This window comes from Sporosarcina sp. GTC18466, from assembly GCF_055389225.1.
Genome location: NZ_AP044037.1, coordinates 527,788 through 552,994 on the forward strand (window position 1 = coordinate 527,788; position 25,207 = coordinate 552,994).

General features: G+C 46.8%; 26 protein-coding genes. 17 read left to right on the forward strand and 9 right to left on the reverse strand.

What is annotated here, in order from left to right:
- Positions 1-66 precede the first annotated feature (66 nt).
- The 6 genes from glnA to ACZ5FK_RS02655 all read left to right on the forward strand — a co-directional run bounded on the left by glnA (position 67) and on the right by ACZ5FK_RS02655 (position 6,899).
- Positions 67-1,401 carry a type I glutamate--ammonia ligase gene (gene glnA / locus ACZ5FK_RS02630; RefSeq protein WP_464806363.1) on the forward strand — a complete coding sequence of 445 codons (1,335 nt, stop codon included), beginning with the start codon at positions 67-69 and terminating at the stop codon, positions 1,399-1,401.
- 366 nt (positions 1,402-1,767) lie between these two features.
- Positions 1,768-2,655, forward strand: a complete 888-nt coding sequence (gene qoxA / locus ACZ5FK_RS02635) for a cytochrome aa3 quinol oxidase subunit II (RefSeq protein WP_464806364.1) — start codon at positions 1,768-1,770, stop codon at positions 2,653-2,655.
- Positions 2,656-2,699: 44 nt separating this feature from the next.
- Positions 2,700-4,646, forward strand: a complete 1,947-nt coding sequence (gene qoxB / locus ACZ5FK_RS02640) for a cytochrome aa3 quinol oxidase subunit I (RefSeq protein ID WP_464806365.1) — start codon at positions 2,700-2,702, stop codon at positions 4,644-4,646.
- A complete protein-coding gene (gene qoxC, locus ACZ5FK_RS02645; protein WP_464806366.1) occupies positions 4,643-5,239 on the forward strand; it encodes a cytochrome aa3 quinol oxidase subunit III in 597 nt (198 codons plus the stop codon). The genes qoxB and qoxC overlap by 4 nt, the downstream gene beginning before the upstream one ends.
- 1 nt (position 5,240) lies before the next feature.
- Positions 5,241-5,531, forward strand: coding sequence for a cytochrome aa3 quinol oxidase subunit IV (qoxD, locus tag ACZ5FK_RS02650; protein ID WP_464806367.1), 291 nt, complete (start codon positions 5,241-5,243; stop codon positions 5,529-5,531).
- A 153-nt stretch (positions 5,532-5,684) separates the two neighbouring features.
- Positions 5,685-6,899 carry an MFS transporter gene (locus ACZ5FK_RS02655; RefSeq protein ID WP_464806368.1) on the forward strand — a complete coding sequence of 405 codons (1,215 nt, stop codon included), beginning with the start codon at positions 5,685-5,687 and terminating at the stop codon, positions 6,897-6,899.
- A 130-nt stretch (positions 6,900-7,029) separates the two neighbouring features.
- On the opposite strand, the gene thrS is transcribed toward ACZ5FK_RS02655, so the two are convergent.
- Complete coding sequence (gene thrS, locus ACZ5FK_RS02660; protein ID WP_464806369.1) at positions 7,030-8,226, reverse strand: threonine--tRNA ligase; 1,197 nt, start codon at positions 8,224-8,226, stop codon at positions 7,030-7,032.
- 712 nt (positions 8,227-8,938) lie between these two features.
- Here thrS and ACZ5FK_RS02665 point away from each other — a divergent pair.
- Both ACZ5FK_RS02665 and ACZ5FK_RS02670 read left to right on the forward strand, forming a co-directional pair.
- The gene (locus ACZ5FK_RS02665) at positions 8,939-9,379 is read left to right on the forward strand and encodes a hypothetical protein (protein ID WP_464806370.1); all 441 of its coding nucleotides are present in this window, start codon (positions 8,939-8,941) and stop codon (positions 9,377-9,379) included.
- Positions 9,367-9,654 (forward strand): DUF2653 family protein, encoded by a 288-nt coding sequence (locus tag ACZ5FK_RS02670; protein ID WP_464806371.1) that lies wholly within the window; start codon positions 9,367-9,369, stop codon positions 9,652-9,654. The genes ACZ5FK_RS02665 and ACZ5FK_RS02670 overlap by 13 nt, the downstream gene beginning before the upstream one ends.
- Before the next feature lie 263 nt (positions 9,655-9,917).
- Here the strand turns inward: ACZ5FK_RS02670 and ACZ5FK_RS02675 are convergent, their stop codons facing one another.
- On the reverse strand, positions 9,918-10,307 hold the full coding sequence (locus ACZ5FK_RS02675) for a four-helix bundle copper-binding protein (RefSeq protein ID WP_464806372.1): 390 nt from the start codon (positions 10,305-10,307) through the stop codon (positions 9,918-9,920).
- A 223-nt stretch (positions 10,308-10,530) separates the two neighbouring features.
- A complete protein-coding gene (locus ACZ5FK_RS02680) occupies positions 10,531-11,067 on the reverse strand; it encodes a D-glycero-alpha-D-manno-heptose-1,7-bisphosphate 7-phosphatase (protein WP_464806373.1) in 537 nt (178 codons plus the stop codon).
- Between the two features lie 165 nt (positions 11,068-11,232).
- On the opposite strand from ACZ5FK_RS02680, the gene ACZ5FK_RS02685 reads away from it, so the two are divergent.
- From ACZ5FK_RS02685 to ACZ5FK_RS02700, 4 genes are all read left to right on the forward strand, one after another.
- Positions 11,233-12,729, forward strand: a complete 1,497-nt coding sequence (locus tag ACZ5FK_RS02685) for a glycine betaine uptake BCCT transporter (RefSeq protein WP_464806374.1) — start codon at positions 11,233-11,235, stop codon at positions 12,727-12,729.
- A gap of 418 nt (positions 12,730-13,147) precedes the next feature.
- Entirely contained in the window at positions 13,148-13,246 is a 99-nt protein-coding gene (locus tag ACZ5FK_RS02690) for a multicopper oxidase domain-containing protein (RefSeq protein WP_464806375.1), read from the forward strand.
- A 129-nt stretch (positions 13,247-13,375) separates the two neighbouring features.
- On the forward strand, positions 13,376-13,570 hold the full coding sequence (locus ACZ5FK_RS02695; RefSeq protein WP_464806376.1) for a helix-turn-helix transcriptional regulator: 195 nt from the start codon (positions 13,376-13,378) through the stop codon (positions 13,568-13,570).
- Between the two features lie 25 nt (positions 13,571-13,595).
- Positions 13,596-14,021, forward strand: a complete 426-nt coding sequence (locus tag ACZ5FK_RS02700) for a hypothetical protein (protein ID WP_464806377.1) — start codon at positions 13,596-13,598, stop codon at positions 14,019-14,021.
- A gap of 118 nt (positions 14,022-14,139) precedes the next feature.
- On the opposite strand, the gene ACZ5FK_RS02705 is transcribed toward ACZ5FK_RS02700, so the two are convergent.
- The 3 genes from ACZ5FK_RS02705 to ACZ5FK_RS02715 all read right to left on the reverse strand — a co-directional run bounded on the left by ACZ5FK_RS02705 (position 14,140) and on the right by ACZ5FK_RS02715 (position 18,348).
- Positions 14,140-15,240: a DUF4145 domain-containing protein gene (locus ACZ5FK_RS02705; RefSeq protein WP_464806378.1), complete on the reverse strand. Its 1,101-nt coding sequence runs from the start codon at positions 15,238-15,240 to the stop codon at positions 14,140-14,142.
- A 257-nt stretch (positions 15,241-15,497) separates the two neighbouring features.
- Positions 15,498-17,300 carry a glutamine--fructose-6-phosphate transaminase (isomerizing) gene (glmS, locus tag ACZ5FK_RS02710; protein ID WP_464806379.1) on the reverse strand — a complete coding sequence of 601 codons (1,803 nt, stop codon included), beginning with the start codon at positions 17,298-17,300 and terminating at the stop codon, positions 15,498-15,500.
- Positions 17,301-17,685: 385 nt separating this feature from the next.
- Positions 17,686-18,348 carry an MOSC domain-containing protein gene (locus ACZ5FK_RS02715; protein WP_464806380.1) on the reverse strand — a complete coding sequence of 221 codons (663 nt, stop codon included), beginning with the start codon at positions 18,346-18,348 and terminating at the stop codon, positions 17,686-17,688.
- 100 nt (positions 18,349-18,448) lie between these two features.
- On the opposite strand from ACZ5FK_RS02715, the gene ACZ5FK_RS02720 reads away from it, so the two are divergent.
- Positions 18,449-18,826 (forward strand): SLAP domain-containing protein, encoded by a 378-nt coding sequence (locus ACZ5FK_RS02720; protein WP_464806381.1) that lies wholly within the window; start codon positions 18,449-18,451, stop codon positions 18,824-18,826.
- 52 nt (positions 18,827-18,878) lie between these two features.
- Positions 18,879-19,550: a hypothetical protein gene (locus ACZ5FK_RS02725; protein WP_464806382.1), complete on the forward strand. Its 672-nt coding sequence runs from the start codon at positions 18,879-18,881 to the stop codon at positions 19,548-19,550.
- 50 nt (positions 19,551-19,600) lie between these two features.
- On the opposite strand, the gene hprK is transcribed toward ACZ5FK_RS02725, so the two are convergent.
- Positions 19,601-20,521 carry an HPr(Ser) kinase/phosphatase gene (gene hprK, locus ACZ5FK_RS02730; RefSeq protein ID WP_464806383.1) on the reverse strand — a complete coding sequence of 307 codons (921 nt, stop codon included), beginning with the start codon at positions 20,519-20,521 and terminating at the stop codon, positions 19,601-19,603.
- A 133-nt stretch (positions 20,522-20,654) separates the two neighbouring features.
- Here hprK and ACZ5FK_RS02735 point away from each other — a divergent pair, with 133 nt between their 5' ends.
- On the forward strand, positions 20,655-20,843 hold the full coding sequence (locus ACZ5FK_RS02735) for a hypothetical protein (protein WP_464806384.1): 189 nt from the start codon (positions 20,655-20,657) through the stop codon (positions 20,841-20,843).
- On the opposite strand, the gene ACZ5FK_RS02740 is transcribed toward ACZ5FK_RS02735, so the two are convergent.
- Both ACZ5FK_RS02740 and ACZ5FK_RS02745 read right to left on the reverse strand, forming a co-directional pair.
- A complete protein-coding gene (locus tag ACZ5FK_RS02740; protein ID WP_464806385.1) occupies positions 20,821-21,906 on the reverse strand; it encodes a mechanosensitive ion channel family protein in 1,086 nt (361 codons plus the stop codon). The two genes, ACZ5FK_RS02735 and ACZ5FK_RS02740, sit on opposite strands and share 23 nt — an antisense overlap.
- An 18-nt stretch (positions 21,907-21,924) precedes the next feature.
- Positions 21,925-22,248 carry a hypothetical protein gene (locus ACZ5FK_RS02745; protein WP_464806386.1) on the reverse strand — a complete coding sequence of 108 codons (324 nt, stop codon included), beginning with the start codon at positions 22,246-22,248 and terminating at the stop codon, positions 21,925-21,927.
- A gap of 184 nt (positions 22,249-22,432) precedes the next feature.
- On the opposite strand from ACZ5FK_RS02745, the gene ACZ5FK_RS02750 reads away from it, so the two are divergent.
- On the forward strand, positions 22,433-23,419 hold the full coding sequence (locus ACZ5FK_RS02750; RefSeq protein WP_464806387.1) for an LCP family protein: 987 nt from the start codon (positions 22,433-22,435) through the stop codon (positions 23,417-23,419).
- A gap of 286 nt (positions 23,420-23,705) precedes the next feature.
- On the forward strand, positions 23,706-25,160 hold the full coding sequence (locus tag ACZ5FK_RS02755) for an IS1182 family transposase (protein WP_464805533.1): 1,455 nt from the start codon (positions 23,706-23,708) through the stop codon (positions 25,158-25,160).
- The last annotated feature ends 47 nt before the right edge of the window (positions 25,161-25,207 follow it).

The following is a 25,207-nucleotide window of genomic DNA, read 5'->3' on the forward strand; positions in this document are numbered from 1 at the left end:
TTTTTCTTGAAAATGGCAGATGATGCGATTATGATAAATCATTATAACTCAAAGGAGTGTAAACACGTGAGCAAATTCACCAAGGAAGAGATCCGCACATTCGTTAAAGAAGAGAATGTGAATTTTATCCGTCTTCAATTCACTGACATTTTCGGGATTATTAAGAATGTGGAAATCCCTGTTAGCCAGATCGATAAAGCACTTGATAATAAGATGATGTTTGACGGCTCTTCCATAGAAGGGTTTGTCCGCATTGAAGAATCGGATATGTACTTGATCCCCGACCTCGATACATGGATGGTGTTTCCTTGGCCGTCGGGCAAAGGTAAAGTTGCTCGGCTCATCTGTGACGTCAGCATGGCGGATGGCACTCCATTTTCTGGCGATCCGCGAGGTAATTTGAAACGAATCATCGAAGAGATGAAGGAGATGGGTTTTACAGACTTTAACCTGGGACCGGAGCCGGAATTTTTCCTGTTTAAACTTGACGAAAATGGACAGCCGACAATGGAACTGAATGATCACGGTGACTACTTCGATCTAGCACCGATGGATCTCGGGGAAAATTGCCGGCGTGATATTGTACTTGAATTGGAAGAGCTCGGTTTTGAAGTGGAAGCATCCCATCACGAGGCGGCGCCAGGCCAGCATGAAATCGACTTCAAATATGCGGATGTCCTGACAGCCTGTGATAACATCCAAACATTCAAGCTTGTTGTCAAAACTATCGCCCGCAAGCATGGCTTACATGCCACTTTCATGCCGAAACCCATTTACGGTGTCAGCGGTTCAGGCATGCATTGCAACATTTCCCTTTTCAAAGATGGAGAGAACGTATTTTACGATGAGACCGGCAAGCGGAAATTGAGCACGACAGCCTATCAATTCATGGCAGGGGTGCTTGACCACGTGCGCGGTTTCACAGCGATCACTAATCCTACCGTCAATTCTTACAAGCGGCTTGTTCCCGGATATGAAGCGCCTTGCTATGTCGCATGGTCTGCGCAGAACCGCAGTCCATTGATCCGAATTCCTGCTTCACGCGGCATGAGCACCCGCATCGAAGTCCGCTCGGTCGACTCTTCAGCGAATCCATATTTAGCAATGGCAGTCATTTTAAAAGCTGGTCTTGACGGTATTAAGCGCAAACTCGAACCTTGTGATCCGGTCGACCGGAATATCTATGAGATGAGACCTGAGGAACTGGATGAACATGGAATAGGCACTTTGCCGACAGATCTCGATCACGCTCTTCTTGCCCTTTCGGAAGACGAAGTGGTCCGCCAGGCGCTCGGCCGCCATATCTACTTGAATTTCAGCGAAGCGAAACAAGTGGAATGGGAAAGCTACCGGATTACAGTCCATCCGTGGGAAATTGAACGGTATATGAAACAATATTGACGATATTGTGAAGGAATCCAATTGGAATCCTTCACTTTTTTTTTTGTAATCAGGGAATACCCTTATGAATTGTCAAGCGATAAACTATTTAAAACATAACTTTTCACAATAACTACATATTTTATAACCCCTATAATTTGGTATCCTTTCTATCCATTAATAATCTACCCAATATATAAAACATGAATTAGAACCTTTTGTGACAACGTTACTTCCGTGTTGTGTTCTCTAGACAAAAGGAATATGATTTGTCTCACGAGGGAATTCACTTACTAAAACTTCCTGTTAGTCATCTCAATAAACTATTTGAATATAACTAAACAAGTGTGAATTCCCTACATTCATGTTATGAGGAGGGACCTCCCATTGAAGGCAAAAGGGTTACTCGCAACACTATTCCTGATGCTTGTGATGATATTGTCAGGATGCGACCATTCGCTTCTCATCTTCGACCCGAAAGGACCACAAGCGAAATCATTATCCGACACCATCATTTTTTCGATCATCATGATGGCAGGTATTTTACTTGTCGTTTATTTCTTATTCACTGTTGTTCTTGTTAAATACAGGGCTTCAAAACAGGCTGACGATTATGAGCCGCCTCATGAAGAAGGCAGCAAATGGCTTGAGATCACCTGGACGATCTTGCCGGTCATCATTGTTATCGTCCTTTCAGTTGTGACAGTGCGCTCTACAACCGTAGCGGAGGCGACACCGGACGGATATGACAATGACAAACCTCTCGTCATTTATGCTTCTTCCTCCAACTGGAAATGGCACTTCAGCTATCCGGAGGAAGGCATTGAAACTGTCAATTACGTGAATATACCGGAAGACCGCCCTGTCGAGTTCCGTTTATATTCCTATGGACCGATTACAAGTTTCTGGATTCCACAACTCGCAGGCCAGAAATACGCAATGAGTGACATGGTGACAAAAATTCATCTGGTTGCGGATACACCTGGTTCCTATATGGGCAAAAACTCAAATTTCAGCGGAAAAGATTTCGCTCATATGGAATTCGAAACCGAAGTCCTTACCAGCTCTAAATTTGATGAATGGGTGAAAGACGTAAAAGAGACCGCCCCTGCTTTATCGGAGGAAGAGTTTGATCAACTGCTGGAACCAGGCGTTGTCGGCCGGAAGACGTTCTCATCGACACATCTCGGCTTCAATCCGCCTCCCGAAGGCCATCACATGAACGGACATGATTCAGGAGATATGGACATGGATATGCACAACCACAGCCACTAACACGAATGGGCAGGCAGCCGCCTGCCTGAAAGGAGTTTGCATCAATGAAATGGGATGAATTTTTCGTCACAGGCGAGCCGATGATTTATGGTGCCATGGTTGCGATTGTACTCGTTTCTGTAGGCATCGTCGCAGGACTCACCTATTTTAAGAAATGGGGATACTTGTGGCACAATTGGCTGACGACTGTTGACCATAAAAAAATTGGGATCATGTACATTATCGCCGCTCTCCTCATGCTGTTCCGAGGAGGCGTCGATGCGCTTCTTATGCGTGCACAGACAGCGAAGCCTGATAATGGACTGCTTGATGCCCAGCATTACAATGAAATCTTTACGACACACGGGGTCATCATGATCCTCTTCATGGCGATGCCGTTCATCATTGGACTAATGAACGTTGTCATTCCGCTTCAGATCGGCGCACGTGATGTCGCATTTCCGCGCCTGAACGCAGTCAGCTTCTGGCTCTTCTTCTTCGGAGCGATGCTTTTCAATATTTCCTTTGTCATCGGCGGTTCGCCGGATGCGGGCTGGTCTGCATACTTCCCGCTCGCCAGCATCGAGTTCAGCCCGACTGTCGGCAACAACTTCTACTCCCTTGCCTTGCAGATCGCAGGGATCGGTACGCTCATGACAGGGATCAACTTCCTTGTCACCATCCTGAAAATGCGCGCGCCGGGCATGACGCTCATGAAGATGCCGATGTTTACATGGTCGATCTTGATCACAAGCGTCATCATCATTTTCGCATTCCCTGTCCTGACTGTCGCTCTTGCACTTATGATGCTCGATCGTCAGTTCGGCACGCAGTTCTTTGCGATGCAAAACGGCGGTATGGATATGCTGTGGGCGAACTTGTTCTGGGTATGGGGCCATCCGGAAGTCTATATCGTCATATTGCCGGCATTCGGTATTTACAGTGAGATCATTGCCACTTTTGCCCGTAAAAATTTGTATGGCTATAAGTCGATGGTGATGAGCATGGTCGCCATTTCCATGCTGTCGTTCCTTGTATGGGTGCACCACTTCTATACAATGGGACATGGCGTCATGGTCAACAGCGTCTTCTCGATCACGACCATGGCAATCGCAATACCTACAGGAGTCAAGATTTTCAACTGGCTGTTCACCTTGAGAAAAGGGAAAATCAGCTTCACAACGCCGATGATGTATGCACTCGCGTTCATTCCGATTTTCACGATCGGCGGAGTCACTGGTGTCATGCTCGCGATGGCGAGTGCTGACTATCAATACCATAATACGATGTTCCTGGTCGCCCACTTCCACTATGTGCTCATTCCGGGAACGGTGTTCGCGGTCATTGCAGGCTACCATTACTGGTTCCCGAAAGTGTTCAATTTCAAGTTGAATGAACGACTTGGAAAATGGGCGTTCTGGTTTATCGCTGTCTCCTTCAACGTGACATTCTTCCCTCTCTTCATTCTTGGATTGAACGGAATGACAAGACGGATGTATACGTATTCCGAAAGCACTGGTTTTGGACCGCTCAACATGCTGTCGATGGTTGGCGCGGTAGGTCTTACAATCGGGTTCATCCTGCTTGTCTACAACATTTATTGGAGCATCCGGCATATGCCTCGTGAGACAACAGGAGATCCATGGGATGCACGTTCACTTGAATGGAGCACGCCTAGCCCTATTCCTGAGTATAATTTCGCAAAGACACCTGTTGTCGATCAACTCGATGCTTACTGGTTTGCAAAGAAAGAAAACAGGTCCCTAGTTGAAGAGGGTCCCTATGAGCCGATCCATATGCCGAATAACAACGGCCAGCCGTTCGTCATGGGCGTCATCTTCTTCTTCTTCGGGTTCTTCATGGTGTTCAGCTGGTGGATTCCAGCGATCATTTCAGGGATTGCAATCCTTGGAACGATGGCGTATCGGACATTTGAGAAAGACCATGGACACTATATTTCCGTTGAGGAAATCGAACGCACGGAAAAAGCATTGCGAGGTGAACAGTCATGAATATAGATCATGCGAAGCCACTTGAATACAGCACAGAGGAAAACCGCTTGAAAGTTCTAGGCTTCTGGATTTTCCTTGGTGCGGAGATTGTCTTGTTCTCAACGCTGTTCGCTGTCTATTTAACGCTCGTGAACCGGACAGGAAACGGCCCTTCCGGCAGTCACATTTTCGAATTGACGCCAGTGATGATCGAGACGGTCGTCCTGCTCACGAGCAGTTTCACAATCGGACTCGGCATCCATGCGATGCGGCTAGGCAAGAAGACAGCGATGATGTCGTTCTTCGGTATCACGCTTGCTCTGGGTGCCGTCTTCCTCGGTGTAGAGATTACGGAGTTTGTGACTTACGTACATGAAGGTGCGACGATGCAGACAAGTGCGTTCCTTTCGGGTCTTTTCACATTGCTTGGCACGCATGGTGCCCACGTCACATTCGGGCTGCTATGGGGAATCGCCATCTTGCTGCAAGTGAAGAAACGCGGATTCACGCCCGAAACGGCGAACAAGTCGTTCATCTTCTCGCTGTACTGGCACTTCTTGGACGTCGTCTGGATCTTCATCTTCAGTTTCGTCTATATGAAAGGAATGATGTGACATGAAACAGCTGTTTCCTATCCCCCACGTGATTGGATTTGTTTCATCGCTCCTCCTTTCACTGATCGCACTTCTTGTAGTGAAGTTCCATCTGACATTTGCTGCAGGCATGACAATCCTTGGCGTGACCGCAGTCATGCAGGCCGCCCTGCAGCTCTTCCTCTTCATGCATGTAGGCGAGAATGAGGATAAACGTTCTCTTCTTCTGAATGTGTCCTATGCATTGTTCGTCGGTGTCGTCACAATTTTCGGCACGTTATTTGCGATGATGTGGGGATACGATATGATGTAATTGAAAAGGCATTCGATTCATGCAAAGATTGCATGAATCGAATGCCTTTTTCTTTCCTTAAAATTGTTTTGACTTCTTTTTCAAAAAAGCTTTATTTCCCAAAATTCCATGCGTATAATTCTAGTGAACAATTCTACTAGACGGAGATGCACAATGCGCCCATACAATGAAAAAATGAGCATTTACCACGGTATGGCTTCCACGATCGCGGTGAATTTCTCGAATAACTTCTTCCCCATTTTCGCGATCACTATCTTAGGTGCGACCAACTATCAAGTCGGCCTGATCAGTTCCTTGCCTCCCTTAATGGGTCTGCTGATGACGATTCCGGCAGCCATTTTGCTGAACCAGGCGGCTGCTCAGAAAAAAATTGTAGCTATGAGTGTGCTGCTGGCAAGACTTCTGTTCTTGCTCATCATTTTGACCGTTTATTTGCCGGATCATATGGGTTCTTGGACATTTTTAATCATCCTTGCCTTTATGAGCTTGCCGAATACAGTTGCGACAATCGGCTGGCAGACTTTCATCGGCGGGCTCGTAGATGAATCCAGAAGGGGCTCTTTTTTCAGTGATAGGAACCGCCTTCTCACAGTTGTCGGCCTCATCTCCACTCTAACTATCGGACTTCTGATGAGAGACGAATCAGCAAATGCTGCCGCTTATCAGATACTTTTTGGCGTCGCACTCGGCTTCGGCCTCCTGGAAGTTTTTCTGCTTCTAAAACATGATGAAGGTCTGCTGCCTGTTCAGTCAGATGGCATCCTGTCGAAAAAGAAAATGATGGACTGGTCGATTTTCCGGCATTCCAACTATGTATCCTTTTTAATTGCCGCATTGTTCTTTAATTTTGCCTGGCAGATGGCATGGGGAATCTTTAATATTTATCACGTTCGGATTGTAGGCGCCACTATATTTTGGATCAGCATGTTCTCAGTCGGCAGCATGCTTGCCCAGTTCCTTTCCTTCCCATTATGGAAAAAGTGGGCTGAAAAGCGTTCCAATACGCTCGTCTTTGTTTTTGCGGCTATCGGTATGGCGACAACCCCCTTTCTAACCGTATTATCGACGAATTTATATTACATCACGCTCATCCAGACATCTTCCGGCTTCTTCCTGGCGGGTGTCGTATTACTTCTTTTTAACCTGCTTCTTGAGCAATCTCCTGAAGAAATACGAACGTACTGTATAACGACTTACAATGTGCTCTTGTCACTCGTCGCATTTATTGCTCCGCAGATCGGCATTTGGCTCCTTGACCATTTCGGGGTCAATACAGCAATGCATATCAACTCTGCTCTGCGTTTTGCAAGCGCTGCAGTATTCTTCTTCGTTTCACTGCGTTATTCCAGGCAGAAGACAGCCTGTTGAGTGTTAAAGAGGCTGCCGTTTTTGCCCATTCCACAGAAGCAAGGGACTCCTTGAGGCTCCCTTGCTTCAACATATCCAATGATAAATGCCACCTAATGTATGGAAAATTAACTTTCTTTCTCCCATGCACCTACTTCCTTCTGGCTAACTCTGCTGCGGCTTCTTCAATTTGCAGTTGGCCCATGTCACCTGCTTTACGTTTTCGCAGCGAGACAAGCCTGTTTTCAACTTCTTGATCGCCGACAATCATCATATACGGTACTTTCTCTTTCTCCGACTCCCTGATCTTAAGCCCCAATTTTTCAGTCCGGTCATCGACAACAGCCCGTATGCCTTTTTCTGCAAGCATGTTCTGAACCTCAATCGCATATGCGCCATGCCGGTCTGCAATCGGAATGATCTTCACTTGTTCAGGAGCGAGCCATAACGGAAAATCTCCAGCATAGTGTTCTATCAAAATTGCGAGAAATCGTTCAACCGAGCCGAATATAGCACGGTGGATGATGATCGGGAATTCCAGCCCATTTTGTTCATTGATATACCGGCAATTAAACTTTTCAGGCATTTGGAAATCGAGCTGGACTGTTCCGCACTGCCAGCTTCTGCCGAGTGAATCGAGGATATGAAAATCGATTTTCGGCCCATAGAAAGCTCCGTCCCCTTCATTGATCCGGAAAGCCATGCCCCGCTGTTCCAGAACATTTTTGAGAGACTGTTCCGCTTCATCCCATAGCTCGATGGAACCCATGTAATCTTCTGGCCGAGTCGACAATTCCACTTCATACTTGAATCCGAATTCCGAATAGAGATCATGAATCAAGTCAAGCACGCCATCAATCTCCTTCTCGATCTGATCTTTCCGGACAAATAGATGCGCATCGTCCTGCGTAAAGGCACGCACTCTTAGCAGACCGTTAAGCGATCCTGATAACTCATGGCGGTGGACCAGTCCAAGCTCCGCATACCGAATGGGCAGTTCCCGGTAGCTCCGCCGCTTATGATTGAAAATGAGCATGGCTCCCGGGCAGTTCATCGGCTTCAGCGCATACTGCTGATTGTCGACATGGGAGAAATACATATTGTCATGGTAATGATCCCAGTGCCCTGATTGCTCCCACAACTCCTTTTTCATCATGATCGGTGTTTTGATCTCCTCATAACCCGCCGTCCGATGCTTTTCCCGCCAGAACTTCTCGAGCTCATTTCGTACAATCATTCCTTTCGGCAAATAAAACGGCATGCCCGGTGCTTCCTCCGACGACATGAATAAACCTAGTTCCTGCCCTAATTTCCGGTGATTTTGCTGATCCATGATTTCTGCTGACATACTGATTCCTCCTTGTTTTTGAATGAAAAAAGCCGCATCCCTCCCTATGTAAGGGACGAATGCGGCCGTGGTACCACCCTGCTTCCGCCATGTCCGGACAGACATGGCGCTCAACCCATAACGGCGGGACTTCCGGATGCCGTTTCAACGCAAACATGCGTTCCCCGGCAACTGTTCAAAGGTGGTATACCATCCGTTCGCTTTCAGGACTTCCAGCCATGGTCCTGTTCTCTGGCAAAGTTCCGGGGTGCTACATATCCTTCTCAACACATCATATTTAATTAAAAAAACCGCATTCGTCTCCCCATATAAGGGACGAATGCGGTCGTGGTGCCACCCTGTTTCCGTCATGCCCAAAAAAGCATGACGCTCAAAACGATAACGGTTTCCCGGACTTGGTTTCATAGAAATGGTCTCCAAGTCAGCTCCGAGGCGGTAAATGAACCGGCACTTTTCAAGGCTTCCATCCGATGGCCCTGTTTTCTGGTAAAAGTGTTTGCGGCTAATTCTTGTCCTCATCTGCGCTCTGTATAGTGATTGTTTTGTATTCTATGATGCATTTTCCGTTTTGTCAACCGTCCAATCAAATATCTTGTCAAGTTTTCGGATTACTGACGATTTATTGAACGAAATCCGTTTCTTTTCCTCTTCCGCTTTGCATCTATTATACTGAGAGTACGGCACCTTGCTGCCTATACAGGAGGGAAATAAATTGAAAAAACTTGTTTCGGCATTACTGGCAATTACGCTGATCATGTCACCGGCTTACAGCAGCCTGTTCCACGATCAGGCGACAACCGTGCAAGCAAAAGGCTACAAATCGGGCAAGAAAAGCTTTAACACAAACAATTTCAACAAACCGGCTAAAATTGAGAAGAAAAAAGAGGATCGCTCGTCTGTCAACAAACAGGCGACACCGGCATCCGGCAAAAAGAGCACGTTTGGCGGCGGGCTAATGCGCGGCCTGTTCGTGGGAGGATTAGCGGGATTATTGTTCGGCAGTTTATTTGCAAACATGGGCATGCTCGGATCCATCCTCGGATTTTTGATTAACATGCTGGCGATTTTGTTTATCATCAGCATCATCCGCAGGATATTTGTCGCATTCAAAGAAAAGAAAGAAAAGGATGAGATGAAACCATGGCAGAGCTGACTTTATCCGAACAGGATATTGTAAACGCCATCTGCCTATATGCAGCCAAGAATTATGATGTGAAGCCTGAAGAAGTCGAAGTGGAACTTGCGTATGACGACGAGGAATTTTCGGCAGAGGCCTTCATGCTTGGGGAGGCCTATTCTCTCACTTCCTTCCAGATGATCCAGGCGATCCGCTTATGGATTGAGGAAATGTTGGAAGAGGATCCCTATGCTGCAGGAATTCGGCTGTTGTTTGACAGGAACGAGGGCATACTAGCAGCCATACATTGATTTGAGAACGAGCCTGTCATTCGGCTCGTTTTTTTACTCCTTAAGTTAACATAATAATATTATACATCTAAACTGCTTCCGTGAAGATCAGGCCGAGCCGAGGAGTGATCGAAATGATTTCAATTTCCCCTCACTAATTCCGGGTTTCTAAAAGCTGAGCATACTACTGAGCGCTTCTCCCCTTAATGTAAACAGCCAAACAGAAAACGCTGATCTTAAGCGTTTCCGTTCGGCTGTTATTAGCAGGATGTTTCATTATTTTATCAGGCAGCGAACTGTCTGCATGCGTCGGCACATTTCCTGCATGCTTCTGCGCAGCGTTTGCAATGTTCATGTTCGTGTTTTGCGCACTCTTCCGCACACTGTTCACAAACAGCCGCGCAAAGTGTGAAGACATGGGACAGAGCCGGGCTGCTGCGCACAATGGACTGAGCTGTGAATGAACAGATATCCGCACATTCGCGGTCAAGCCTGATGCAGTCCGACATCATTTTCACATCTTCTTCTTTTAGGCATGCATCGTAACAATGATTGCATGTTTCCATGCAGTCCAAGAGCATCTTATATACACTTTCATATTTAGGTTCCATGTAAACACCTCCATAAGATTCTCCCCTATTCTTCCCTCTTAAGCCGATGACAAAACAAATCATCCTCGAAAAGCAAATGCTATATCGTGAAATGCGGGCGGTTTTGCACGGCGGATTATTAGAGATGTCCAATTTTCAAAGGGAGCAAATATTGTTCTTATGTCGCCGGCATCCAGGCGAGCAATGCTGGTGATCGATATGGATTTCCCTGATTATATTTATAATGAGATTTTTGATGAATTTATAAACAAACAAGCATATGCGAAGTTTGGCTACATGAATTTATTTATAAAGAAAGGTCCTTCACATCCTTGATCATCCAATCTGCCGCTTTCCGTAAATCCGGAAATACAGCATCCGCTAAAGGGTCTGAGCTGCCGAGAAAGACAGTTCTTGTTCCGGCTTTCTTTCCCGCCATGATATCCGTATCAGTATCTCCGACCATATAAGAGTGCGATAGATCTACATGATGCTTTTCCGCCAAGTCCACAATCATCTTGCTGCCAGGCTTTCTGCAGGCACATCCAGCTTTCGGCTTATGCGGGCAGTATGCCACATCATGGACGACGGCTCCTTCTTTTTTCAATTCTTCGATCATATGCGTATGGATTGATTTCAACATAGCCTCTTTCATGAAGCCAAGCCCGACACCGCCTTGGTTAGTGACGACAAAAACATGATCGAAAACTTCATTTAATCGCCTGATTGCTTCCGGCACACCGGGCAAGAAATAGAGCTGATCTGGCTTGTTCACAAATTTCACGCGGCCTGTCAGCACTTCGTTAATGACTCCATCCCTATCTAGAAAAACCGCTTTTTTCATTATATCCCTCCTCCAGTTTCTTCGTATCATACTAGTACGGAAATCCTGAGTCATGTGTTGACGTTTACAATACGGCTTTTTCGTGAATACTTCCATAAGGCTTTCACACCTAAGAATAACGTATACATATATGTTCCGCTAACATACAGGACAGGGGTAAAGATGATGAAACGAATATCCAGCGTTTTCTATGGCACCATTGTGTTAATCATCCTTGCGGTCGGTTATGGCGTCATCGATCCGGATCGATTTGAAACAGCGACCAATGTGGCGAAGCAGTTTGTCTCCACTTCGTTCGGCTGGTATTATATGCTTCTGTTAACTTTGCTGCTTGTCGTCAGCATTTTCCTGATTTTCAGCCGCTATGGCAAATTACGGCTTGGAAAAGATACGGACCGTCCACAATTCTCGACCATCTCCTGGATTGCAATGCTATTTTCAGCAGGCATGGGGATCGGGCTTGTCTTTTATGGGGCAGCTGAGCCGCTTTCCCACTTTGCTGTCAGTCCGGCGACAGAAGAACCATATACAGATGCCGCCTACAAGGAAGCGATGCGGCAGACGTTTTTCCATTATGGTATCCACGTGTGGGCATTATATGGGATTGTCGCTTTAGCACTTGCTTACTTTCAATTTCGTAAGGACCAGCCGGGTTTGATATCCGCTACGCTGATACCTATTTTTGGCGATCGGATGAAAGGACGCTGGGGTGCTGTGATTGATGTTCTCGCCGTCTTTGCTACCGCGTTTGGGGTTGCCACATCTCTAGGTTTTGGAGCCGTCCAGATCAATGCCGGTCTTCATTACTTATTCGGCATGTCACTTGGTGCCGGTTCCCAGTTCATCATCATTTCAGTCGTGACCGTGCTGTTTATGATTTCAGCTTGGTCAGGCCTTAGCAAAGGCATCCGCTATCTTTCCAACACAAACTTGGTTCTCGCTCTTGTGCTTCTTGTTTTCGTCATAGTACTTGGTCCAACTCTGCTGATCATGAATATGTTCACCGATTCGATCGGCGGATATTTTGCCAATCTGATCCGCATGAGTCTCGACACCTCTCCGCTGAACGAAACGAACCGGGAATGGCTCGATACTTGGACAATCTTTTACTGGGCTTGGTGGATCTCATGGGCACCATTTGTCAGCATGTTCATCGCCCGTGTGTCAAAAGGGCGGACGATCCGCGAGTTCATGTCTGTCGTGCTGCTTGCCCCCGCCCTGCTCAGCTTCATCTGGTTTGCGGCGTTTGGCACTACGGCGATTGAAATAGAAAAGGCAGGTACAGCCGACCTTGCAACGACATCAACAGAATTAATGGTTTTTGAGATGTTCAGCGCTCTGCCATGGACAACAATCACATCATTGTTCGCCATCTTGCTGATCGCATCCTTTTTCATCACATCAGCAGATTCCGCGACTTTTGTACTCGGCATGCAGTCAACATACGGCTCGCTTACACCACCCAACTCTGTAAAATTGATATGGGGCATCATCCAATCTGGAATAGCGCTGATCCTGCTTTCCGTCGGCGGCCTGTCAGCTCTGCAAAACACAATTATCATCGCTGCCCTGCCGTTTTCCATTATCATCTTACTTATGGTCTACTCGTTATTGAAATCGATGAAAATGGAAATGAAGAAAGAGAAACGGAAAAAAACATAGAACAATCTAAGAACGCACTGCCATATTCACCGGCAGTGCGTCATTTTGCAATTATGCTCTAAAAAACTGTATGATATTTTACTGTTCATCAACAAACCACGGATACCCCCAGTACGGTTATCCTCTCATCTAACTTAACTGCATGGCATACACGACAGCAGGTGCGATGATAAAGAGAAATGCAGTCTGTATAAAAGTCAGTTTTATGTCTTTTATCCATGATCTTTTATTGGCTGTCCGGTTCAAGAGCCATGAAAGACATGAAGAGTAAGGTGGCATTCTCACTAATAATCTGAAACAAGCGACTCCCTCCTGCTCCTATCGAATTTGTCATATCAACTTTCATTCGACACTCAGAGGCAAAAATTCTTTTTTGCGATGACTTCTTTGCTTACGTCCCTTAGGGCAAGTCCGATATGTGTTCTATTGTCACATTTGGGAGCATGAAGTTAATGACATGATGCGTCCATTTGAAGTCATTAAGCCAAAGTGCGATTGTGCAGATGCAGATTGTTGACGAAAGGAAACCTGGCAGGCATCCGAAATGGATGCCTGTTTTTTTCTCCATCAGATGTCTACTTGACTTTACAATTTGTATGGTTTATTATACTTACAAACAATGGAACTTAGAATAGGAGTGGTCGCAGTGATCAAAAATCATGTGAAAGAGCTGCGAGCGCGTTTTAATTTGACACAGGAGGAACTTGCCGGGAAAGTAGGCGTCACAAGGCAAACGATTGTCGCATTGGAAAAGGGCTCCTACACGCCTTCCTTGCTTCTGGCCATGAATATTTCGGAAGCCTTCGGACTGCCAATCGAGCAAATTTTTCAGAAGATATGAGTTAGAAGGAGAGGGGGGAACTATAATGAGCATAATTACACGCGCGATCCTGCTTCGCATTCTATTAATCATCTCATTTGTCCTGATGTACTATGGGATTCTCGTCAATCAGGAGCAAACAATTCCGTATTCCGCCTTATTTTTTATCGCGCTGATTCTGTTACTTATTGAGCAGAAAAGCCACGAACGAAGAAATAATGGACGCATCAACTTTTTCGGCAATATCATTCCAGACTTAGCACCGAATGATGAAAGGGAAAAACAATTGAACGGCGAAGCATATAAAATCGCATTTTCAACTGTTCTTGTCATTTCGGTTGTCGTCACAGCAGCTGTCGCGTCCTTGCTGCTCATAGAAGCCATATCCCCCCTTGCAATCATGCTGTGCATTGCTTTCATACCGGTCAGCGGACTGATCGCTTTTATGCTGACATATAAGAAAATGTATTAAGCCAATATCAGATAAGCTGTAGCGCAGACACCGGAAAAGCCGATCCTTACATTGCAAGGATCGGCTTTCCTAATCATTCTGCAGATTCATTCGCCTGCTAATCCGAACAAATGCAGATTCAGCGGTTCTTTAATTGCTTAAAGAGGCTTTCCACTGCATCAAAATTGACATCTTCATATTTGGTCAACGTGGCCAGGTCTTTAGGGAGCTGGCCTACCCTTTCAATCTGGTCTTCGTGGAGCTGCTCAAAGAGACTTGGACTGCCTTTGAATTCCTCTTTCGTCAATGGGATTTTCGCCAATTTATCAGTAATGATCACATGATCCTTCTTATGAAACAAGATAAGCTTCTCAGGGTTGCCCAGCTCCACTTCACGCCGCGCTGTCTCCTCTTCGATGAACTGTTTAAGTTCTGAAAAAAGCTCTTCATCGCTCGATTCTTCAAACCCTTCTGCGTCCGCATGGAGGCCTTCCAGATTATTCGGGAGTTCGCTCATAACCCTTACTTCCTGCTCTGCTCCCAGCATGGCGAGAAACCGCTCCGACTTCTCGAACCGCTGGGGCAGAAGATATGCATCCCGCAAGAAATGCGGGACTTCAAGGCTCCGGTCTTTATAGACGATAGTACGAACTGAAGCAAGACCCGGCAATGCGTCTTCAGGCGAATCAGAAATTGCTGCCGTTTCAAGTTCCTCGGTCAGCCCTTTTTGCTGTTCAATGTTGGAACGGATGAGAGCTTCCATATTCCGCAGTCTTGCTTCCAGTTCGGAAACTTCGGTTTCATCACCCTTCTTCGGTTCGGGATCCTCATAAACTGGAACTTTCACGTCCTGCGGGCAATACTGTTTTATATACCACTGGACGATGACATAGATCGCCTCCCAAGAGAGGAGCGCCTCTGAATAACGGAAACTTCGGGTTTCATGCGCTGCGGCATTGCCGTTCATCCTTACCTCGTGCAGTGCGTCAATGACTTCTTTTTTAAGAAAGCCTTTATTCTCAAGCAGGTCGATCCTGTCCTTGAGACCAAGATCATGTTCGCCGGAAAGATGTTCAGCAATCATGACGCGCTGAAGGATCGCTTCGACAAATGTGCGGGCATGCATCAACATCGTCTGCGGACTAGAGTAGATGGTCTTTTCAAGCCCGCTGGCCATTTGGGACAGATCCTTGGATATCGGCTCTAAAAATTGATAAAAATACGTTTGGTTATTTTCCATGGTCGGCAGGTCTCCTCATATTTGCGTTGTATTTTACGCTGCTGCCATGCCTGTGATGGCACACGGAAACAGCTGATTGCTCGGCAAAGCCTTGCTGTCTATTTTCCCCACCAAGGGTCTCTGTTAAACAATCAGCGCATCTACGTATCATTAGGCTGCTTTTACCAGTAAACGTATGATTCAAGCCATTTATATACAAATAAACACCCGTTCACTTAACTGCTAGCTAAGCAAACGGATGTAATCTGATGTCATTCTTATTCCACTGTCACACTCTTTGCCAGGTTCCTCGGCTTATCCACATCGCATCCGCGCTGCAAGGATGCATAATAGGCAATCAGCTGAAGCGGCACGACTGACACGATTGGCGTCAGCAGCTCATGCACCGGAGGAAGGACTAGGCGGTCGCCCTCTTCTTCCGTGCCTTCCATGGAAATGATGCAGGGGTGCGCGCCGCGAGCGACGACTTCCTTGACATTCCCGCGGATGTTAAGGCTGACAGCTTCCTGGGTCACGAGTGCAAAGACAGGCGTTCCCTCTTCGATCAATGCGATCGTGCCATGTTTCAATTCACCGCCTGCAAAACCTTCCGCTTGGATATAGGAGATCTCTTTTAATTTGAGGGCGCCTTCCAGGCTTACATAATAATCAAGGTTGCGTCCGATGAAAAAGGCATTCCTAGTGCTGTCTAGATACTCTTTCGCGATGCTCTCCATGTCCTCTTTCGAATCGACAAGTGTCTGGATTGCATTCGCGACAATGGAAAGCTCTTGACGCACGTCGAGTTCCATTCCTTTGCCCAGCTCTTTACCTGTCACAAAGGCCGCGATGGCGAGTACTGCGACTTGCGCTGTATATGCCTTTGTAGACGCGACAGCGATCTCCGGACCTGCGTGTAGCAGCAGCGTATGGTCCGCTTCCCTTGACAGTGTCGACCCTGGCACGTTTGTCATCGTGATGGATGGATAGCCCATTTTTTTAATCTTCACCAGCACCTGCCGGCTGTCCGCCGTTTCGCCGGACTGTGTGATGAAAAGGAAGAGTGGTTTTTCTGAAAGGATTGGCATATTATAGCCGAATTCACTTGAGATATGAACTTCAACAGGTATACCTGCCAACTTCTCGAAATACTGTTTGCCGATCAACCCTGCATGGTAGCTAGTACCTGCCGCAATGATATACAGCCGGTCCGCTTCTTTGATCGCCCTGATAATTGATGGGTCAATTGAAAGATTCTCCGCCTTGTCTGTATAGGCGGTTAAGATCTTGCGCATGACGCCGGGCTGTTCATCAATTTCCTTGAGCATGTAGTGAGGGTACGTACCTTTCTCGATATCACTCATATCCAGCTTTGCTGTGTATGGCGACCGCTCAACTGCCGTACCGTCCAATGTCATGATGCGAATTGCGTCTTTTGTCAAAATGACGACTTCTTCATCATGAAGCTCGATGAACTGATCCGTCACCTGGAGCATCGCCATGGCGTCAGACGCCACCACATTGAAACCTTCACCTTCGCCCACTAAGAGGGGGCTGCGGTTTTTCGCGACATATATCGTCCCTTGGTCTTTCGAGTCGAGCATCGCTATCGCATACGAACCGTGCAGCAAGGACAGTGCTTTCCGGAATGCTGCTTCCGGCTGGAGTCCTTCATTTGCAAAAACTTCGACCAGCTGAACAATGACTTCCGTGTCGGTGTCAGATTTCATCTCGACTCCTTGCAAGTATTGCTTCTTCAGCTGTACATAGTTTTCAATGACACCGTTATGTACGAGCGTGAATCTGCCTGAAGCGCTTTGATGAGGATGCGAGTTTTTTTGGTCAGGAATCCCGTGTGTCGCCCATCTTGTATGACCGATTCCCGTTTTTGCGGAAAGGGACGGGTCCACGGCTTTCCGTAAATCGGCGATCCTGCCTTTTTCTTTGATGACTTTAACGCCGTTCTCCGTAAGAAGGCCAAGGCCCGCCGAATCGTAACCGCGGTATTCCAGCTTTTCAAGGCCTTTCAATAAGATCTCTTTTGTATCCTGCTCTCCGATATAACCGACAATTCCACACATGGAATATTCCTCCTTTTGAAGAAACGTCAAAACGCACTTCGTCTTTGCGAAGTGTGCTGTGCGTTCATTTGCCTTTTCCCCTGCTTGTCCATCCAATCACTTGTATGTTTTACATTTGGGAAAGTTACAATCGGGCATCGCGATCGGGAGGCATCCGCCGAATGTTTCGATACTCCTCCACCTCGTCTGCTGGAAATTCAAAATCCTATTTTTCCAGCACTGGCGCTATCATTGTTTTCCTTGTTCCGTCCAATCCTCCTTAACGGGCCGGCTTGCTGGCCGACCCGTTTATCATATAAAACTTGCTCTTTTCTTGTCAAACGGTAGATAAAACCGTAACTTTCCGGTTTCTTATATAGTGCCCAGGCGAGAGTGCCCCTAACCATCAACTCTTTGCACTGCTGACCTGTTTTTCGATTCTTTGTTGAAGATCCTGCTTCCACTCCTCCGCCAGCTCGTCGACAGCTAGAATTCGCCCCATCGAGTCGATATCTTTAGGATGCCTGTAATAAATTTCATTGCAATATAGAATGGTGATTCCCGCATGATGGCTGCCTAATAGAATAATTGGGGAGTCGCTTCTAACATTGCCTTCTCTGAGGACACGGCATAGGTAACCCGTATAGCCCGTCTGGATCATCTTTTTCATGAGATCTTTGAGACCTGTCCTTTTTGTGATAGTACTGCATGGCACCCTTCCCTGCGTCACCTGGATGACGGCTTCCCCGACTTGATAGATATCTCCAATATGGACGTCTTTTTCCAGCATGCCGCGCACCGTCAAATTCTCACCGAATGTACTCGGTTCAAGAGGATGGCCGAACTGCTTTTCCCAATAACCGTAATGTTCCTCGGGGTATACACAGACTGCCCGATCCGGGCCTCCATGAAAACGCAGATCACCGACCCCATCCCCAACAAATCCGTCTTTCGATAATAACGCCTCTTTCACAGATTCCTTGCAGATGCCTGACACCATCTCTTTGCCGTCCCCATATGCCACCTTTTTCGGTTTTCCGATTGCAAAACGAACCAGTTCACAAGTCATCCCGAACCCCTCCATCATGTTCTATTTTATTCACTATACCGGATTTCGCTGAACATGTAGAGGGAAATCAAATGATACAATGGATCTTGAGGTGACTAAAATGAAATTATTCTGGCATCCGGTATGGGAGAAGGTGCTGCATGAAGCGGAAAAAACAAAACTTGCGGAGACTTTTTTACAGATTGCCCCTGTGAAAGATTTTCAAGCTGTGCCGATCCGGCTCGTCGCGAAGAGGGATGGCGGCATCGCAGCTACTGCCTTCCTTTGTAATGGATCAAACGACTCCCTGCAGTTCGGCCAAAGACGCGTCAAGATTCTCGCACCTTCAGGAAGGATTATTGCCAGCTGCGATTTTGAAGAGCCGTTCTTAATCCCGGCTGAATCGGCGATGCCCTGGTCATTTGTCTTTCCGCCGCAATCCGTCAGTGCTTCCCTCTGCAAGGATTCATTTATTTCCATTTCAAAATTTGATGTTTGACATACTGATTACATGTGAAACGAAAGAGTGAAGCAAAAATAAAGGTGGTGTCTTGCTTATCAGAAAGTACCAGCCTCTTTTAATCCTATTTATTGTAGTCATCTTTTTCGGCATCATTGGGTTTGTATTGTTCACTTCTTCCAGATCGCCAAAGGAAGAGGCTGCAAAGGAAACCGAGGAAGCTGGGACGGTGGAAGAAGTTCAAAATCCATTCGAATCATATCCAGTTGAAAAAGAGATTATGATGCCGATTGAAGGAATGGAAGAGAAAGTACTCCTCTCCCGCTATATTGCCCCAGGCAGTTCATTCATCATGTACGTGGATGAATCCAGGTACGAGGTTTCGGACGAAAACGGCAGCACACTGATCAAGCCATTGCCCTTAGAAACAGAGGGCGATATCCGGCCGGTTCCCGAAGTCAGTTTACGGATTGAACCGCAGTTCGGCGTTCCGCCCGAAGCGCTTCTCGAACGCGAAAAAGCTTCATGGAAAGAGGAGACGGGTTCTTTGCCGGAGAGTGAATCAGCAGAGACTCCTGTACAAGGTGAACGCTTGCATATGAGTGAAGGAAGCGAATGGGATAGCCCTGTCATCACAGAATACATTGTGCCTGACGGAAAGGGCAGCAGCTTGCTGATTACTGAAACATTGTTTCTAGAAGCACAGGAAGGCCATGGAGCGAGATTTGATGCCATGCTGAAAACATTTGAAACAGGAAAGTGAAAAACGGACCACCGCATACTTTGCGGCTGGTCCGTTTTTTACTAAGATCCTTATTCGCCCTCAAATTCAGTTTCAAGCCGTTTCATGAACTCTTCGGCTGCGCTATATCCCTGCTGCTGCAAGTACCAGTTGTTCGCAGCCGCCTCGATGAGCCCGGCGACGTCACGCCCCGGCTGGAGCTGGATTTGGATATGCGGGACAGGGACGTCCATGTAGTATTTATATTTCGTGTCGAGTTCCAGTTCGTTGTTCAACGCGTTTTCCTGCCACTCAGTGAGTTCAATATCTAATGCGATGCGCGTCTCTTCCTGAAAAGCGGCGCGGCCGTACATTCGTACGACATTCAGAAGGCCGATGCTGCGGAGTGCGAGAAATTCCTTGTTCTTTTCATCATGTGTACCAAGAAGTGTCTGGGGACTAAGTTTCTTCAGGACGACGATATCATCTGCGACCAAGCGGTGCCCCCGCCCGATCAGTGTATGAGCCGTCTCGCTTTTCCCGACGCCGGATCTTCCGCGCAGCAAGATGCCGATGCCTGACACATTGACACAGACACCGTGTATGGCGATCTCTGGCGCCGTCTTTTTAATGACATATGCATCGAGCTTGCCGATGAGCGCACTCATCGAGTCGGATGTCCGGAGTACAGGAATGTGATATTCCGTGCAATATCGCCGTAATCCGAGGGGTTCTTCCTGGTTCGACGTGATGATGATGCAAGGTGGTTCATACTTGACGATATTCGCAATTCGGTGCTTGCACTCGTCGTCTGTCAGTGTATGCAGATAGTTGATTTCATTTGTCCCGAGGATCTGTACATATTCCTTCGTAATAAAATCAAACATCCCCATGAATTCAAGTCCCGGCCGTCTTGCCTTTGTGTGTTTCAGCACCCGGCCGAGCTCATGGCCTCCGACAAGCACCTCGAATCCGAACCTTTGCACTATTTCTCCTACTGTCACTGTCTTCACTGTCCGGTCACCTTCCGTTCCATCAACTTGCCGACATTATACCATACGCTCGCGATACGGAACATTTGAAATTTGATTATGAGGAAGGCATACGGGTGATACTTCAACCGACAGCATCAAGGGAGGTTTTGAAATGAGAAAAATCACTCCGGAGCGCATTAAGAACAGAGAGCGGCATATCAAAAAGAACTTTTGGTCAGGCATCCTGTTCGGCCTTGGCTTTGTCGCATTCATGGATAAAAAAAATAAAACAGGCAGTCTTATGATATTTCTGCTGCAAATTAGAGGGCTTCGGGTAATCAGGTATCAGGCTTCCATTTGATTCCCGCCCTGCTTTCTGCTTGCTGGCTCTCTTTAATCTCCATACCGTGTTCATAGATTAGTTTTGCGATAATTTGCCGCATCTTATTTTCAATCATCAGCTTCGCCTCCAGGTCTTTGACCGGCACCTCGACAATGAGATCCAGACTGTCACTGCCGAGTTTTGTATAACGTACATCAGGAGGAGGCAGCTGCAAGACACCCTCCAAAGGAACAATATTTCTGCTCATCGTCTCTTTCAGCAATTCGGCGACTTGCTCACTGTCAATCTCATATTTCACTTCCAGCTTCACATCCGCCATGATGATAGAGCCTGTTCGGCTCTTTATGATCTGTTCAATGAAATACTGGTTGGGAACGACAAGCGTGCCTTCCTTATCCACGATTACATCTGTCGCACGCAGTTTAATGCGCTCAATGCGTCCGACTTTCCCTTCGATTTCCACAAACTCTCCCACTTCTATAGGCCGCTCGAAAAGGATGATGATGCCCGAGACGAAATTTGCGGCGACGTTCCGGATTCCGAATCCGATGCCGATGCCAAGCGCACTGAATAACAGTCCGAACGTCTTGATGCTGAGGCCGACCATTCGGAAACTGATCACGAGCGCGATGATCATCATGCCGTAATAGATGATACGGTCAAATGTATAGCGCATCCCTGGCGCCACTTTGAATTCATCATAGAAATACGGCATGACGTGGTCCGTGAACGAGTTTGCCAAGCGATTGGCAAATGTTATGACCAAAATGACAATGATGACAAGGAACAGGGAGACGCCCACCCCTTTTGATTCGTAAAATGGAGTGAACAGCCATTTCTTCTTGGAAAACGTGAACAGAAAGAGCAGAATCGAACCGTAAAACGAAGCCCAGTTCAGCAGCGAACGGACTAGCGGCTCGATATGCCTTTGAATCCAAGAAGAACGAAATCTTCCCAGGACGAATAAAACGAGCCACTTTCCGAGAAATATGACGAACAGCCAGCCGAAAAACGTAAGTATTTCCTTGAAGGAAATCTCTTTAAGGAATGAAATATCGACTGGCAGGGTAAGTAATAACATAGTTAGCTGCCGCTCAGGTTAACCTGCTACTAACCGGTCGATTTCCGAGAGGGAGATCACCTGTTTCGGAAATTTTTCATAAACCGGTGTCAGCAGAGAATTCAATTCTTCAATCTGGGCAGTTTCATAAAAAGGAAACTCAAAATACATTGCATCCCCTTCGGTCTCGAGCACAAATCGCAGCATTTGAAGAGTGATTCTGCCAGCAGTGTCTTCGTCGCTCGGCAAGGGCTCTTCCGGATTCTTGTTCGATTGGTTGACATACAATACCCCATCCACATCTTTCGACATCTGCTCTCTCGAAAATTGCATGAACTCATCTAAATCTGCAGTCTGTTTCATAGCACGTGCTCCTTTCCATACCTGTCTTCTTATCTCTTCCCTATGCCTCTTCCTGAATAAACATCATTTGGACACTATATAGACAGCAGCCGAAATGGTATAATACATTTCTTGAGGAACCTTTACACCGATCCGCCGTCTTATCATCGGAACAGAATAAAATCTTTTACAATAGGTGATTTACATGAAACGAAGTGACCAACATCAGCAACGTGTAAAAAAACGAAGACGGAGAGGGCTGATCTTCTCCCTTGTTGTGCTAATGATTATCGGGGCAGGAGTCCTTTACTGGGTGACCCAATATAACGCCGGCCTTGCAAGCGGTTCTGACAGCGATGTTAAGGATGAAGAATTCGATGAACTGTTTGAAGGCGAGGAACCTAAATTTGGTGAGATTAATGTCATGCTGCTCGGCTCAGACGCCCGTAAGGATGAAGATGGACGTGCAGATACACTGATTATCGCAAATTACAATCAGAAAACGGAGCAGGTCAAGCTCATTTCCATCATGCGGGATACGTATGTGGAGATACCAGGACATGGAATGCAGAAAATGAATGCAGCCTATTCGTTCGGAGGTCCCGAACTCGTCCGGCAAACACTGAAAGAGAATTTCGGGCTTGATGTTCATTATTATGCAATCGTCGATTTCAAGGGGTTCCCTAAAATTGCCGATATGGTTGCGCCGGACGGAATTGAAGTGGATATTCCATATACGATGCAACACGGAATTTATATGACATTGAAACCGGGCAAACAGACCCTTCACGGTGACCAGCTGCTTGGATATGTCCGTTTCCGCCATGATGCACAGAGTGATTTCGGACGTGTGGCACGACAGCAGGAAGTCCTTTCAAAGCTGAAGGATGAAGCGGTCGGCATCCACAGTCTCGTCAGCCTGCCAAAACTGCTCGGTACAGCCGATGCCTACCTGAATACGAATATAGATAAAAAGACGATGCTATCGATCGGCAAAGGGCTTTTGGACAACAAATCCGAAGCTGTACAGACATTGCGCATCCCGGTCGATAATTCTTTCACAGACCTAAGAGGCACAAGAGTCGGCGATGTTCTTGACATCGATTTTGATAAAAACATTGAAGCTATCAATGAATTTCTTAAATCCTCCGAATCACAGGCGACAACCGCAGAGGACTCCACAAGCAAATAAAAAGAAGGCACACCGGTGACCGGGAGGGCACTGAAAAAGTACCCAAGTTGCTTTTTAGCTCGGCAGGAAACGATTTATCGTTTCCTGCTGAGCTTTTCCCTTTGGCGCCGTGGATTTCCGTTCCAGGCGGACGCTTTCCGCGGGCACGGCCTCAGCCGCTTCCTTCGCTGCGCTCCGTCCAGGGTCTTCGGCTCGCGCTGTTCCCGCTGGAGTCGCCGCCTTCCACTACAATCCACTAGAATAATCCTGTATACTTTATGGTAAGAAAACACAGGTGGTGCGTCTCATGATTTCAAACCAAGAAACCCTTCCCTTAAGTCCCTACATGGCGATCTACGATCTCGTTGTGCCGAAAGACAATATGCTTCGACAAATCAATGAGCTGGTCGATTTCTCTTTCATCCTTGATGAGCTGAAGACTAAATACTGTCTCGATAACGGTCGGAACGCGATTCCTCCCATCCGTATGTTCAAATATCTTCTGTTAAAAGCGATCCACGATCTGTCTGATGTCGATCTTGTGGAACGATCTAAATACGACATGTCCTTCAAGTATTTCCTAGGCATGGCGCCAGAAGATGAAGTCATCGATCCAAGCTCACTCACGAAATTCCGCAGACTGCGTCTACAGGACGTCGGTCTATTAGACATGCTGATCGGGAAGACAGTCGAGATTGCGCTGGATAAGAAGCTCATCACAAGCAAGACCTTGATTGTGGATGCCACCCACACAAAGGCTCGGTTTAATCAAAAATCACCGAGGGAGTTCCTCCAAGAGAAAGCAAAGAATGTGCGGAAAGCTGTCTATAAAATCGATGAATCGATGAAAGAAAGGTTTCCTGAGAAACCAATTTCCCAGGAGATGGACGAGGAATTGGCTTATTGTGAGAAGGTCATCACCGTACTCGAGAACGAACCCCAAATCGCCGAGGTGCCCGCTGTCAAAGAGCGTTTGAACACATTGAAGGAAATAGTCGAGGATACCCAACACCACCTTGCATATTCCGGGGATCAAGACGCACGGGTAGGCCATAAATCGGCGGATTCCTCCTTTTTTGGATATAAGACGCATCTTGCGATGTGTGATGAACGGATCATCACGGCGGCAACTATTACGACGGGTGAAAAAAGCGATGGACACTACCTAAAGGAACTAATCGAAAAAAGCAGAACGGCTGGCATGGAAATTAGCACGGTACTTGGCGACGCGGCATATTCAGGAAAAGATAACCTGATCTATACCCAGAAGGAAGAGATCCAATTGATCTCCAAACTGAATCCGATTCTGAACGGGACCAGGACACAGGCGTTTGATTTCAACAAGGATGCCGGTATGTTTGTCTGCCCGGCGGGACATCTTGCGACGCGGAAGGCACGAACTGGCAAAAAAGGCCAGGGGAAAAACCAGTCCATGACGTTCTATTTCGATATCGAAAAATGCAAGACGTGTCCAATGCGAGAGGGCTGTTACAAGGAAGGGGCCAAAAGCAAGACCTATTCCGTATCCATCAAATCGGCGGAACATGTAGAACAGGCTGCTTTCCAGGAGACAGAACACTTTAAGAAACTTGCGCGGGAAAGATATAAGATTGAAGCGAAAAATAGTGAACTGAAACATGCCCATGGGTTTCATACGGCCAAATCCGCGGGTTTATTTGGCATGGATGTTCAGGCAGCGACCACGATATTCGCAGTCAATCTGAAACGGATCCTGAAGCTCTTAACAGAGAAAGTGCAATAATAAGAGGAAGAAAAGAGGCGATTTCTGTTCAAAATCGAACAGAAATC